Annotated in this window: 10 protein-coding genes and 2 pseudogenes; all 12 read left to right on the top strand. The window is 56.1% G+C overall.

Annotation, left to right across the window (positions count from 1 at the left end):
* The first annotated feature begins 17 nt into the window (after positions 1–17).
* The 12 genes and pseudogenes from BJL95_RS05700 (at position 18) to BJL95_RS05650 (ending at position 14596) form a co-directional block, all read left to right on the top strand.
* Positions 18–2081, top strand: coding sequence for a type VI secretion system Vgr family protein (locus tag BJL95_RS05700; RefSeq protein WP_071156188.1), 2064 nt, complete (start codon positions 18–20; stop codon positions 2079–2081).
* 308 nt (positions 2082–2389) lie between these two features.
* The gene (locus tag BJL95_RS05695; RefSeq protein WP_254786694.1) at positions 2390–6793 is read left to right on the top strand and encodes an RHS repeat-associated core domain-containing protein; all 4404 of its coding nucleotides are present in this window, start codon (positions 2390–2392) and stop codon (positions 6791–6793) included.
* A 5-nt stretch (positions 6794–6798) separates the two neighbouring features.
* Positions 6799–7197 carry a barstar family protein gene (locus BJL95_RS05690; protein ID WP_064029975.1) on the top strand — a complete coding sequence of 133 codons (399 nt, stop codon included), beginning with the start codon at positions 6799–6801 and terminating at the stop codon, positions 7195–7197.
* A gap of 92 nt (positions 7198–7289) precedes the next feature.
* Positions 7290–7454 (top strand): RHS repeat domain-containing protein, encoded by a 165-nt coding sequence (locus BJL95_RS25645; RefSeq protein WP_082885589.1) that lies wholly within the window; start codon positions 7290–7292, stop codon positions 7452–7454.
* A gap of 141 nt (positions 7455–7595) precedes the next feature.
* A pseudogene (locus tag BJL95_RS25880) lies at positions 7596–7682 on the top strand (hypothetical protein); the annotation flags it as partial.
* Positions 7683–7721: 39 nt separating this feature from the next.
* On the top strand, positions 7722–8405 hold the full coding sequence (locus tag BJL95_RS25640) for an RHS repeat-associated core domain-containing protein (protein ID WP_071156186.1): 684 nt from the start codon (positions 7722–7724) through the stop codon (positions 8403–8405).
* A 4-nt stretch (positions 8406–8409) separates the two neighbouring features.
* Positions 8410–8817: a hypothetical protein gene (locus BJL95_RS05675; RefSeq protein WP_139306146.1), complete on the top strand. Its 408-nt coding sequence runs from the start codon at positions 8410–8412 to the stop codon at positions 8815–8817.
* Positions 8818–8898: 81 nt separating this feature from the next.
* Positions 8899–9102 (top strand): annotated as a pseudogene (locus tag BJL95_RS26000) (hypothetical protein); the annotation flags it as partial.
* An 81-nt stretch (positions 9103–9183) separates the two neighbouring features.
* A complete protein-coding gene (locus tag BJL95_RS25630; RefSeq protein ID WP_231883694.1) occupies positions 9184–9504 on the top strand; it encodes an RHS domain-containing protein in 321 nt (106 codons plus the stop codon).
* A gap of 43 nt (positions 9505–9547) precedes the next feature.
* On the top strand, positions 9548–12355 hold the full coding sequence (locus tag BJL95_RS05660; protein WP_071156182.1) for a valine--tRNA ligase: 2808 nt from the start codon (positions 9548–9550) through the stop codon (positions 12353–12355).
* Between the two features lie 15 nt (positions 12356–12370).
* Positions 12371–13798: an HDOD domain-containing protein gene (locus BJL95_RS05655; protein WP_231883693.1), complete on the top strand. Its 1428-nt coding sequence runs from the start codon at positions 12371–12373 to the stop codon at positions 13796–13798.
* 3 nt (positions 13799–13801) lie between these two features.
* Positions 13802–14596 carry a response regulator gene (locus BJL95_RS05650; protein WP_064029959.1) on the top strand — a complete coding sequence of 265 codons (795 nt, stop codon included), beginning with the start codon at positions 13802–13804 and terminating at the stop codon, positions 14594–14596.
* Positions 14597–14633: the final 37 nt, after the last annotated feature.

Raw genomic sequence — 14633 nt, 5'->3', positions numbered from 1 at the left:
AGTTTTAGGATTTCAACATGGCTCTCATACAATCTCAACGTGCCGCAAAGGTGACTACCGCGCTCGGCGAAGGGGCCTTCGTGCTTTACCGGATGACCGGCACCGAACCGGTCAGCCGGTTGTTCGAATACGAGCTGGAATTACTGAGCGAAAGCGAAACTCTGGATTCTCAGGCCTTACTCGGTACCGGAGTGACGGTCGAACTGGCGCTGGAAGACAATGCCAGCCGGATCTTCAACGGTATCGTTACCCGGGTAAATCAGTTCGGCATGATAGGCGATTTGTATTACTACCGAGCCACCGTGCATCCCAAGCTATGGTTGCTGACGCGGGCCGCCAATTGTCGGGTGTTATCGCCGGCCATCGACGCCGATAGCGGTGCCAGCGAAGCCGCGCCGACCACGGTGCCGGAGATTGTCAAGAAAGTCTTGGCCCAGCACCAAGTCACCGATGTAATCCTGGATTTGCAGGAGACCTATCAGCCGCGCGAATTTTGCGTGCAATATCGGGAGACCGATTTCAATTTCATCAGCCGACTTCTGGAAGAAGAGGGTATCTATTACTACCACCGGCATAGCGTCGCCGGCCATACCCTGGTGTTATGCGACAACATGCTCGCCCACTTGCCCAGGCCGGTTAGCGCGACCGTCAAATACTACCCGCTGGCGAATCAAGGGGGGCGCGACGAGGAACACATGTTCGAATGGAGCATTAGCCGGCAAATCCAAACCGGCAAGTACTCGTTGAACGACTACAACTTCGAGACCCCCTCCGCCGATTTAAAAAACTCGACCACCATTGCGGGGACGCATGCCGGCGCGGACAAGGAGGTTTACGATTACCCCGGCGAATTTGCCGTGGGATCGGCCGGCGAGCGCTATTCCAAATTGCGGATGGAAGAAGTCCGCGCCGAACATGAACAAATCGTCGCCAGGGGCAATGTGCGAAATTTGGCGACCGGCTTGACCTTTACCTTGTCGCAATTCCCGCGCGACGATCAAAACCGCGAATATCTGGTTTTGGCCACGCAATTTCAGATTCAGAACAACGATTTCGGCGCGGGCGGCGGTGGCGATCCCGAAGAGTTTCAATGCACGTACACCTTGATCCCGACCAGCTACGTGTACCGTCCGCCCAGGATGACCAGAGTCCCCGTGGTACAGGGCGTGCAGACCGCCGTGGTGGTCGGCGCGGAGGGAGACGAAATCCTGACCGACTCGTATGGTCGGGTCAAAATCCAGTTTTATTGGGATAGATTGGGTGTCAGGAACGAAAACAGCTCTTGCTGGGTTAGGGTCGCGCAAATCTGGGCGGGGAAGAACTGGGGTGGAATATTCATCCCGCGGGTTGGTCAGGAAGTGATCGTCGATTTTCTGGAAGGCAACCCGGACGCGCCGATCATTACCGGCCGGGTGTATAACAACGAAAATATGCCGCCCTACGCTCTGGATGCCAACAAGACGCAGAGCGGCATCAAAACGCGCAGCACGCCGGGAGGCTCCGACCAAAACTTTAACGAAATCCGCTTCGAGGACAAGAAAGACGAAGAAGAACTTTACGTCCACGCCGAGAAGAATTGTACCCGCATCGTCGAGAACAACGATGTCCAAAAAATCGGCTTCGAAAAGACAGACGCCGGCGACCAGACGATAGACATCTACAATCACCGCACCGTCACGCTGGATCAAGGCAACGATACGCTGACGATCAAAACCGGCAACCGCGTGGTCGAGGTCAAGCAAGGTAACGATAATTTGACCATCAGCACCGGCAATCGAACCGTCAAGCTCGATCAAGGTAACGATGATCTGACGATTAGTTCGGGAAATCGGACCGTATCGCTGGGCACGGGCAATCTGACGGTGAAATTGGATGGCGGTAGTATTTCGAACGAGGCCGCGCAGGCCATCGAGCTCAAGGTGGGGTCCAACAGCGTTAAGATCGATCAGAGCGGCGTGACGATCAAGGGTGTGATGGTTAAGATTGAAGCCGATGCGCAGGCCGAACTGAAAAGCCCGATGACGACGGTCAGTGGCGACGGCATGATGACGGTCAAGGGCGGCATGGTGATGATCAACTGAGGCGGTCGCCGGCAACCTTGTTCGGTTCCGTTCGGAAATGGTTGCGCCAATTCATACTCACGATCATGAAAATACGGCATCGTCCCGGAACATGAAAGCCAGTGGAGTGGGAGCGGCTTTAGCCGCGATTGACAGGGCTCCGACCCTGGATTCGGTAGCGGCTCATCTGACTTTTATATTACCGCTCGGGCGAGACGGAATACCCGCAATGCATACATCGGTAACGGACCGCCAAAACCCCTCAATGTTGAAATTCGATCCCATCCAGGCTCTGTCGTGTTTCGCTCGACAAGCGAGGAGCTTCGTCCGTGACTAGCTCTCGCGATCCTCGACCAACCGGCGCGGAACTCAGGCTCCGCAATTTGAACGACGGTACCACGACTCGCGACTTGTCGCCGCGGCCATTACCGGTCGGCGTCAAGTCGGCCAAACCCGGCGCTAGCCTTAAGTCTCCCCGCGTCCGCGCCGCGAAATCCGCGCCACCGACGCTCAAGCAGGGCCAGCAAGGCGACGACGTTCGCCGCCTGCAACGATTACTTAATGCCTGTCTGAAGCCCAGTCCGCAGTTGGACGATGGCATTTTTAATTTGGCCACGCTGCAAGCCGTGCGGCAATTTCAAACCGGCGTTGGCCTGACCGCCGACGGCATTGTCGGCATCGACACCTGGTTTTATTTGCTCAAGGGCGAATCGGTTCAAGGCGCGGCGTTGGCGGCGCCCAAGCCGGTTGCTCCCGGCAACGTGACGGCCGTATCGGCGGTGCCGGTCAAGCCCGGCGTCGCGGACTGGCCGCTGGCCGATAAATTTGCCGAGGTACTGCGCCGCACCTTGCCGTTGTTGCCGGCCGGCGTGCGTGGCGAATTCGAGGCGATGATTAGCCCGCAAAATTTGGGGATTACCGCCGGTGTATTGGTGGTTTGGGCGGGCTCCCATGCGTTTGGCGTTGGCGAGGTGGTCGATGTCGTGATGCTGATCGGCGGCGCGTTTTTCCTGGGAATGGCGGTATTCGACGTGGCGGCCGATATTGGCGACTTCTTGACGTTGACGATAGACGCCGGCAGCGACCGCGAACTCGACGAAGCCGCCCGTCACCTAGCGAGCGTGATCGCGGTGATCGGCGTCGCGGCGTTCTTTGCGCTGTTGGCGAAGGTGCGGGCCATGAAAGGACGTAAGGGGCAGGCAAGGGTGTCGGCGTCCGAGTCGCCCGGCAACGCCGTCACGCCCTCGGAAGCCGCACGCGGATCGGGCGGTACCGGCAACGCGAAGAGCCGAAGCCCAGCGCCACCGGCCGATGCGAATTCAGGACCGCCGACGTCCAATCAGACGGCCAATACTCCGAGCAATTTATGCAAGAAAGAAGGTTGCCCGATCAGCATGGTCACCGGCGAGGAAATGCTGGAAAAGGTCGACTTTACCTGGGAAGGTCCGCTACCTCTCGACTGGCGACGGTTTTACCGTAGCGGCCAGTCCGACATCGACCGGCAACTGGGTTACGGTTGGCTGACGCCGCTGGACGAATGGCTGGAAATCGGCCAACGCGCAACCTTTTGCAATGCCGACGGCCAACGCATCGATTTGCCGCTGCCAGCGGTGGGTGGCTACAGCATCAATCTGCCGGAACAATTGCGCTTGTACCGGGAAAATGATCATTTTCGCCTGGTCGAGCAAAGCGGATTGGCGAAAACCTTCACCGGTCGGTCTGGCCGTTGCCCTCTGCGGGCCTGGCACAACAGCCAGGGCCAAAGCCTGTATTTTCATCGCGACGCCAACGGTGATGTCGAGCGCATCTCCTCTAGCTGGAACAAACATTTACTGTTCGAGCGCCAAGGCCGGCGCATTGTCGGGATTCGTCCCGGCAAACGACACGGAAGCGGATTCGCAGCGGCCGGCGAGCCGCTGGTGAGCTATCGGTATAGCGACGCAGGCGATTTAATCGGTGCTCGCGACCGGCTCGAGCAAGGCGAAACCTACGCTTATCGCAATCATGTCATCGCCCGCCGCACCCTGGCCAGCGGCTTTAACTTTTATTTCGAATGGGATCAAGACACGCCGCAAGGCCAATGCTTGCACAACTGGGGCGATAACGGCGTTTACGACTACCGCTTCGAATGGTTGCCGGACGGCGTTAGCCACGCCATCGACTCGCGCGGCGGCGTCGCGATTTATCGGCACGATCCGCAAGGCCTGTTGCTTTCCGAGCGTAGCCCGGAAGGTCGGGAAACCCGCCACAGTTACAATGTCGATAACCAACTGGCGCAAACCGTGGCGCCGGACGGCGGTATCACGCGTTTTAGTTACGATAAGGAAGGCCGCTTGACCGGTGTCTCCGATGCGCTGGGTTTTAGTCAGCGCGTCAAGTACGACAAACAAGGCAACCCGGTCGAGTTAATCGATGCCTTGGATCAACGTTGGCTGCGCCGCTACGACGCCGGCGGTCGTTTGGAAGAAACCGTCGCCGCTAACGGCGCGGTCACCCAATACCAATACAATGCTCAAGGCGTACCGGTACGCATCACCGATGCGCTGGGCCGGACTCGCTCGCTGTTGTGGGACGAACAGTTACGCCTGGTCGGCGAGATCGGCTTCGACGGCATCAAGACCCGCTACCAATACGACGATGACGATCGTATCGTCGCCATCGTCGATCAGGACAAACGCACCACGCGTTACGGCTACGATGCCGCCGGCCGGGTCACGGCCGTGCAACACGCGGACGGCAGCACTGTGCAATTGCGTTACAACGCTGCCGGCTTGTTGACCCATTACATCGACGGCCTGGGCAACACCACCGAATATCGCTACGACGACGGCCTGTCCCAGCCCACCGCCCGCATCGATCCGCTGGGTCATGAAATGCGTTATCGCTATGACAGCGAACGCAACCTGATCGGCCTGATCAACCCGAAAGGCGAAACCTACAGCATCAACTACGACCGCGACGAAAATCTGATCGAAGAAATCGGCTTCGACGGCCGTATCCAGCGTTACCGCTACAACGCCGCCGGCGCGCTGGAAGCCTACCTGCAACCCGGCGCCGACGGCGATTGGAGCGTCACCCGCTTCGAACGCGACCGTCTCGGCCGGCTGCTAAAAAAGCATGCCGCCGACGGCAGCCTGAGCCAATACGGCTACGATCCGCTGGGCCGCTTGCAACTGGCCAAAAATGCCGACAGCCTGGTGCTGTTGGGGTACAACGCCCTGGGTCAGATCAACCAGGAAAACCAGAACGGTGCCATCGTCCGCCACAAATACGACCTGCTGGGCCGGCGCATCCACACCGAAACCCCGGACCGGCATCGCATCGACTACCGTTTCGGCGAGCGCTACCTGGACAGCATCGAATTCGACGGCCAAACCCTCACCAGTCACCGCTACGACGAACTGGGCCGTGAAATCGGCCGTAGCCAAGGTCAACTCAACACCGACTACGACTACGATCCGCTGGGGCGCTTGTTGCGGCAACGCGTCGCCGGCAAAGGCCAAGCGCCACTGATCGGTCGCCAGTACAGCTACGATACGGCCGGCAAACTACGCGAATTGGACGACCTGCGCCAAGGCCGCAGCCAATACCACTACGACCCCGCCGCCCGCCTGATACGCAGCGAAGGCCTCAGCCCGGAAAGCTTCGTCCACGATCCGGCCGGCAACCTGTTGGGTGCCAGCGTGGAAGGTGGCCGAGTCGAAGGCGACCGCTTGGTGATGATGGGCGACCGCCACTACAGCTACGACGCCGCCGGCAACCTGATCGAAGAAAAACGCGGCAAGGCCGGCCAAATCGTCACCCGCTACCAATACGATAGCGACAACCGTCTGATTCGCGCCGAAACCCCGCAAGGCACCGCCCAATACCGCTACGACGCCCTGGGCCGGCGCATCGCCAAACGCACCGCGCAAGGCGAAACCCGTTTTCAATACGACGGCCCGCGCCTGCTCGCAGAAACCGATAGCCAGCGCAGCCGTATCTACCTATTCGAACCCGGCAGCTTCCGGCCCTTGTTGCTGCACGAACAGGACAACACCCAAGCCAGCGGCACCACCTACCACTACCACCTGGATCATCTCGGCACGCCCAGGGAACTGACCGATACCGATGGCAGAATCGTCTGGTCCGCCCGCTACCGCGCCTACGGCAACCTGGCCCTGGCCGACGTCGAAGCCATCGACAACCCCCTGCGCTTTCAAGGCCAGTATTACGACGCAGAAACCGGCTTGCACTACAACCTGAACCGGTATTACGATCCAAATGCCGGGAGGTTTATTCATCAGGACCCGATTGGGTTGAAAGGCGGGGCCAACGTTTACCGGTATGCGCCTAATCCGGTGAATTGGATTGATCCGCTGGGCTTGACCGGGAAGGATTGTTCGGCCGTATCTAATACTTCGAGCCCGACCATCGCCAGGATTACTCCTGGTTCTTTACCTCCAGCCGAAGAAGTAGCGGTATTAGATACTTTAAAACATATAGATGCTGGCACGACACCGACGGGGCCTCTTGCTAAGAAATGGGGTACTCAGTTCAAGAACTGGGCTGGGGATTTACCAGGTGCGAAAGGAGCATCGTCACCATATCTTGAATATCGAGTAGCTCCATCTGCAGGAACAACCGGCGCAGGTGCGAATCGTATTGTCGCAAACAGTCAAACAGGAGAGATGTACTACACATGGACTCACTATGGAGACGCTGGAAATCCGGCGTTTGTGCAAATCAGGTAATTACGATGTCAGATACCCAAGGATTTATTACTGCTGATTCAATAAACGCCGAATTAATAGTTTGCGAGTGTCAGCAAAATGGGTGGCTGATTTACACGCTTCCTTCCAACATTTACTCTAAAGATCAGTTCTTTAAAGCGGTCCGTGACAATTTACCATTGGACCCTCCACTACAAAGCAATAAGAGCTGGGATGCGCTCGCCGATTCATTGTGGTCGGGGCTAGATAGCCTACCGGATAGTAACATTCTTATCATATGGCCGGATACCACAACCATGAAAACAAAAGCACCTGAAGATTTTGCTATTGCAATGGAGATATTGATGGATCTGCCGCATTCCCTCGCGAACGCAAAACTAACTTTAGGAAAAACAAAAAATCTCTTAATATTATGCGTTATTTGAAGCCTGTGTAGGTACGATTAGCGTCAGCGTAATCGTACGCATGGAAGCGCTGATTGCAGTGACGTCCTGAATCAGAAAGCCTCGTCCACGGTCTGATCGAAGAAAAACGCGGCAAAGCCGGCCAAATCGTCACCCGCTACCAATACGACGCCGACAACCGCCTGATTCGCGCCGACACTCCGCAAGGCATCACCCAATACCGCTACGACGCCCTGGGCCGGCGCATCGCCAAACACAGCCCGCGTAGGTACGATTAGCGTCAGCGTAATCGTACGCTGGGAAGCGTCGCCAAATCCCAAATCAGATAGTTTCTTCCTCGCCTGTGTGGCAACCTGACCGAAGAAAAACGCGGCAAGGCCAGCCACATCGTCACCCGCTACCAATAGGACGCCGACAACCGCCTAGTCCGCGCCGAAACGCCGCGAGGCCAAACCCGCTTTCAATACGACGGCCCGCGCCTGCTGGCGGAAACCGATAGCCAGCGTAGCCGTACCTATCTGTTCGAACCCGGTAGTTTCCGGCCCTTGGCGCTGCACGAGCAAGACAACGTCCAAGCCAGCGGCGCCACCTACCACTACCACCTGGATCATCTCGGCACGCCTAGGGAATTGACCGACAGCACCGGTAAAATAGTCTGGTCCGCCCGCTACCGCGCCTACGGCAACCTGGCCCTGGCCGACGTCGAAGCCATCGACAACCCCCTGCGCTTTCAAGGCCAGTATTACGACGCAGAAACCGGTTTGCACTACAACCTGAACCGGTATTACGATCCGAATGCCGGAAGGTTTATTCATCAGGATCCGATTGGGTTGGAGGGTGGCACTAACGTTTATCGGTATGCGCCTAATCCTTTGAATTGGGTTGATCCTTTAGGCCTAGTTAATTTAAACACCAACTCGGCAACGGGAAATTTTGGAGTTTATGAAATTCAGATTGATGATGTGCTTTACAAATATGGGAAAGCTGACTTGAGTAGGGTAACGCAAAGCTCCGGCCTCCCTACTAGGTTGCATCAGCAAGTTGTAAAATTGGGAAAACAAAACCCCGATTCTGAGGTGGTTGGTAGAGTTATTGATAAAGGTATGTCTACGACAAAAGAGGCAAAGGCCGTGGAGACTAAGAAATTACAAGAGTATTTTGATCAGACTGGTAATATACCGGAAGGTAATAAGAAAAGCTTTAAGCCGACAAAAACTAAGGATTGTTGAAGCAATGAATATATCTACATGTCAAGTTTATCCGGAAGTTGATGTCAGTTATAAAATTCCTAGTTTTCTTATGAAAGAGTTGCGTAAAGGATTAAACTCCTTGGGTAAGGAAATAACTTCTTTTAACGAAAAATTCAAAGGACAAGATTTTGAGCTTGGCATTGTTATTTCGGCAACGCGTGAAAAAGATAAGCCTTTAGTCATGGGGCCTACATTTTTTAATCGATATAGGCGTGTTGATTTTGTATTACATATTCCTTATAAAAAATTCGATAGCTCTTATGATGAGTTTTCTTATATTGTCGAAAACCTGCGAAGTGGATTGGTGAGTATTTTTGACAAATATAGTGAGGATAGCTCTGGTATAAATGAAGTCTTGCAGGGTATATTGGAAATGGCGCCGCATCCCTAAATCGGAATAGCCCGAATAGAAAGTGTTAGCGTCAGCCTAATCGCAGGCCTGGAAGTGTACTGATTCGCTGCAAAGTCCTGAATCAGAAAGTTTCGTCCTCGCTGGGCCGGCAACCTGATCGAAGAAAAGCGCGGCAAGGCCGGCCAAATCGTCACCCGCTACCAATACGACAGCGACAATCGCCTGATCTGCGCGGAAACCCCGCAAGGGACCGCCCGGTACCGCTACGACGCCCTGGGCCGGCGCATCGCCAAACACACCGCGCAAGGCGAAGCCCGTTTTCAATACGACGGCTCGCGCCTGCTGGCGGAAACCGATAGCCAGCGCAGCCGTACCTATCTATTCGAACCCGGCTGCTTCCGGCCCTTGGCGCTGCACGAACAAGACAACACCCAAGCCAGCGGCAGCACCTACCGCTACCACCAGGACCATCTCGGCACGCCTAGGGAACTGACCAACAACCAAGGCCACATCGTCTGGTCCGCCCGCTACCGCGCCTACGGCAACCTTCCTGGCAGCCGTCGAAGCCATCGACAACCCGCTACGTATCCAAGGCAAGTATTACGACCAAGAAACCGGTTTGCAGGACACGCTTACGCGGATGGGGTTTTGCCGGCGCGGCGGATATTCGAAACCGATCCGTCTGTATCGCTCCGAGAGCCGACTCGTAACGTGTTTTACGGTTAAAATACCTGTTCTGTTTTCAATGCAAGCTGATCCGACACACCTCATGGACAAAACCTATTCCCCGCACGCGATCGAACAACGCTGGTACCAACATTGGGAAGACAGCGGCTATTTTGCCGCCAAGCGCGAAGGCGCATCGTATTGCATCATGATTCCGCCGCCCAACGTCACCGGCAGCTTGCACATGGGGCATGCGTTTCAGGACACCATTATGGACGCCTTGACCCGTTACCACCGAATGAAGGGTTGCAACGCGTTGTGGCAGCCGGGTACCGACCATGCCGGTATCGCCACGCAAATGGTGGTGGAGCGCATCATTAACGCCGACGGCAAGACCCGCCACGATTACGGTCGCGACGCCTTCATCGAGAAAGTCTGGGAATGGAAGGAACAATCCGGCGGCACCATTACCCGCCAATTGCGGCGGATGGGTTCGTCGCTGGATTGGGAAAAAGAACGCTTCACGATGGACGACGGCATGTCGGCCGCGGTGCAGGAAGTGTTCATCAAATTGTACGAAGAGGGTTTGATCTATCGCGGTAAGCGTCTGGTGAACTGGGATCCGGTGTTGCACACCGCCGTCTCCGATCTGGAAGTATTGTCGGAAGAAGAAGCCGGCTCGATGTGGCATATGCGCTATCCGCTGTCCAACGGCACCGGTTATTTGATCGTAGCGACCACGCGCCCGGAAACCCTGCTCGGCGATGCGGCGGTGGCGGTGCATCCGGACGACGAGCGTTACAAACATTTGATCGGCGAGTTGGTGGAACTGCCGCTGACCGGCCGCTTGATCCCGATCATCGCCGACGATTATGTCGATCCCGAATTCGGTACCGGTTGCGTCAAGATTACCCCGGCCCACGACTTCAACGACTACGAAGTTTGGTCGCGGCACAAGCAGATGACCGTCATCGCCGATCAGCCGCACGGCGGCTTGATCAACATCTTCACCGTCGACGCGGCGATCAGAACCAACGATGATGGTTTTGCAATCCTTCCGGAAGCTTACGTCGGCCTGGACCGCTTCGAAGCCCGCAAACGCATCGTGGCCGATCTGGACGCCCAAGGTCTGCTGGAAAAAATCGCCGATCATAAGTTGATGGTGCCGCGCGGCGACCGCACCGGCGCGGTGATCGAACCGTTTTTGACCAATCAGTGGTACGTCAAAATCGCACCATTAGCCAAGCCGGCCATCGAAGCCGTCGAAACCGGCGCGATCAAATTCGTGCCGGACAATTGGAAAAACACTTATTTCGAGTGGATGCGCAATATCCAGGATTGGTGTATCTCCCGGCAAATCTGGTGGGGCCACCGCATTCCGGCCTGGTACGACGATAAGGGCAATACATACGTTGGCCATAACGAAGCGGAAATCCGCGCCAAGCACGGCCTGGCTGCCGATTATCCCCTGTTTCAGGATGAAGACGTGTTGGACACCTGGTTCTCGTCGGCGCTGTGGCCGTTCTCGACGCTGGGCTGGCCGGACAAAACGCCGGAACTGGCCGCCCATTATCCGACCAGCGTGTTGGTCACCGGTTTTGACATCATCTTCTTCTGGGTGGCGCGGATGATTATGATGGGTCTGAAGTTCATGGGCGACGTACCGTTCAAGGAAGTCTACATCCACGGTCTGGTGCGCGACGCCGAGGGCCAGAAGATGTCCAAATCCAAGGGCAACGTGCTGGACCCTATCGACATCATCGACGGCATCGAACTGGATGCCTTGGTCGAAAAACGCGTGTCGGGCATGATGCAACCGCATCTGGCCAAGAAAATCGAGCAAGCCACCCGCAAACAATTTCCGGACGGCATTCCGTCCTACGGCACCGATGCACTGCGCTTCACCTTTGCGTCGCTGGCATCCACCGGCCGCGACATTCGCTTTGATTTGCAGCGTACCGAAGGCTACCGCAATTTCTGCAACAAGCTGTGGAACGCGGCCCGTTACGTGTTGATGAACACCGAAGGCCAGGACAACGGCGTCGATTGCGCCGAATGCCGTTATAGCCAGGCAGACTTTTGGATTTTGTCGCGGTTGAACAAAACGATAGCCGCAACCACGGATGCCATCGACGGCTACCGCTTCGATCTGGCCGCGCAAGCGATCTACGAGTTCACCTGGAACGAATACTGCGACTGGTATCTGGAGCTGGCGAAAATCTCGTTGCAAAGCGACGATGCGCTATTGCAGCGTGGTACCCGGCAGACCCTGGTCAGGGTTCTGGAGACCGTGCTGCGCTTGGCGCACCCGATCATGCCGTTCATCACCGAGGAAATCTGGCAACGCGTAGCGCCGTTGGCCGGTGTCACCGCCGCGACTATCATGTTGCAATCCTATCCGGAAACGGATGCCGAAGCGGTTAACGCCGCCGCCGAAACTCAGGTGCAATGGGCGATGGCCTTCATTCTCGGCATCCGCCGTATCCGCGGTGAAATGAACATCGCACCGGGCAAGCCGCTGAACGTGTTGCTGCAAAACGGCTCGGCAACCGACCAAACCAATCTTAAAGAGCTGGAAAGCTATCTGTTAAAACTGGGCCGCCTGGAAAGCATCACTTGGTTGAACGCCGGCGACAATGCGCCGGAATCGGCGATTGCGCTGGTCGGCGATATGAAAATCCTGATCCCGATGGCCGGCTTGATCGACAAGGACGCCGAACTGGCAAGACTGGATAAAGAAATCCAGCGCATCGAAAAAGAACTGCCGCGCATCGAAGGTAAATTGGGCAACGCCGCCTTCGTCGACAAGGCGCCTGCCGACGTGATTGCCAAGGAACGGGAAAAACTGGCCGGTTTGCGATCATCGTTAACGAATCTGAAGGAACAGTACGCGAAGATCAACGCGCTGTAGCGGATGCCCGGCAACATGCCAACGCCGCCTAAAACCCTGGACGAATGGGCCGAAATGCTCCGAGTCCAGGAAATGCCGATCTTTTCCAATACCGCCAGCCATATCTACGCTTATCTGGACGATCGCAATAAGGGGGCGATGGAGTTGGCGGCCATCATCCTGCAAGATCCCAATTTGACCGCGAAATTGCTCAAGGTCGGCAATAGCCCTTATTACAACCCGTCCAAGCAGAAAATGAACACGATCTCGCGCGCCATCGTGGTGTTGGGCGCCGAGGTGATTCGCGAGCTGACCTTAGCTTGTTCGTTTTTCGAAGCGATACTGACGTCGTCCAACAAGGAGCGCGCCAACCGGGAAATCGCGTTGGCGCTGCACGCCGCCGTGCAGGCACGGGAGCTGGCGGTCATCGTCGGCGATACTTCGCCGGAAGAAGTGTTCATCGCGGCGCTGTTGCACAACATTGGTCACATTGCGTTTTGGTGTTCGAATAATCCGCAGGCACGCAAAATTCACGAATTGATCGAGCGTAGCGGTTTGCGGTCGAGTGAAGCGGAAAAGCAGGTGCTGGGCTTTTCATTACGCGATTTGGGCAAGCGCCTGGGCAAGTCCTGGCACTTAGGCGGACTGATAGAGGAGGCGATGAGCCGGCCGGAGGCGGCCGATTCGCGCATTCGTGCCGTAACGATGGGGCATAAGATCTGCGAAGCCTTGAAAGCCGGCGGCGATTCGGCATCGATGCGCGATTGTCTGAGTAAACTGGCCGGCATGACCGGTAAAACCACCGACGAACTTAGCGAACGCATCGAGAAAAGCACTCGGCAAGCGATACAGATTGCCCGCCAGTTCGGCGCCAACGATGCGTCGCGCTTTATCGGCGGCGGGTTGGCGGTCGCCCGGGCCGCCGACGAAGAAGCCGACGCCAAGCCTGACAAGAAACAACTGCAAATTCAAATTTTGCAAGACATCAGCAGCCACATCAGCGGCGCCATTGATTTGAACGTGTTGTTTCAGATGGTCTTGGAAGGCATACACCGCGGCGTCGAAATGGATAGAACGCTGTTTATGTTGCTGACGCCGGACAAGCACACGCTGAAGGAGAAGTTTTCGCTGGGATGGCAAAAGCCGGTCGGCGGCGAGAAAATCCAAGTGCACAACAGCGAAGCCCAGGCCAATTTGCTGTTCGGCGCGCTGAATCAATCCGAAGGCGTCTGGCAGTATCCGGATCAACAGCCCACCTTGTACACGGCGCAAATCGTCGAGCGTATCGGTCGCCATCCGTGCTTTGTTTTTCCGGTCCATGCCGAAAACAAAGCCATAGGCTTGATTTATTGCGACCGTTCGATTAATGGACTACCCTTATCCGGCGAAGATTTTACCGCCGCCAAGCACTTCGCCAAACAGGCTCATATCGGCCTTACGCTTTATCGGATGAAAGCCCATTAGCGAATGAACAGTCCAATACTCAGCAACTTGCGCGTCTTTCTGGTCGAGCCTTCCCACACTCAGCAGCACATTATTGTTCAGTATCTCAACCGTTGCGATATTCACGATATCGACATGATAGGCAGCGGTGCCGAGCTGTTCGAACGCCTGCGTCAGGAACGGCCGGATTTAATCATCAGCGCGATGTATTTACCGGATATGACCGGGGTCGAACTGGTTCACGAACTGCGGCAGGACTCGGCGTCCTACGAAATGGCTTTCTTGCTGATTTCCAGCGAAACCAACATCAAGTACTTGGAACCGATCCGGCAGGCCGGCGCGATTGCCATATTGCCCAAACCGTTCACGCTGCAAGCCTTGTCAACGGCTTTGCATTCGACGCTGGATTATGTCCATCCGGAAAAAGCGGCGTTGGAACATCTCGATATCGAGGACTTGCGAGTATTGCTGGTGGACGACAGCGAGTTCTCGTTGAAATATCTGACCAAGGTTTTCAACAACATCGGCATCGATCAAATCAGCACCGCGACCGACGGTCGTGAAGCGCTGGACTTGTTCAACCAGCAATATTTCGATTTGATCGTTACCGATCTGAACATGCCGGACATGGATGGCTTGCAGCTCGTCGATCATGTCCGCAAGCATCCGGAGCGCGGTAGCGTGCCGATTCTGATGGTCACCAGCGAGCAAAACCAGAATCGGCTCGCCGCCATTGAAAAATCGGAGGTTTCGGCAATACTGGACAAGCCGTTCGAGCCAATGTCGATAAAACGCCTACTGATCAATTTGCTGAATTAGATCGCGCATTTGGCGGCCGCGCCTTTGCGGAGGGCGT

Source organism: Methylomonas sp. LWB, assembly GCF_001856095.1.
In the GTDB taxonomy this organism is placed as follows: Bacteria; Pseudomonadota; Gammaproteobacteria; order Methylococcales; family Methylomonadaceae; genus Methylomonas; species Methylomonas koyamae_A.
This window is presented reverse-complemented; position numbering and strand designations above follow the sequence as displayed.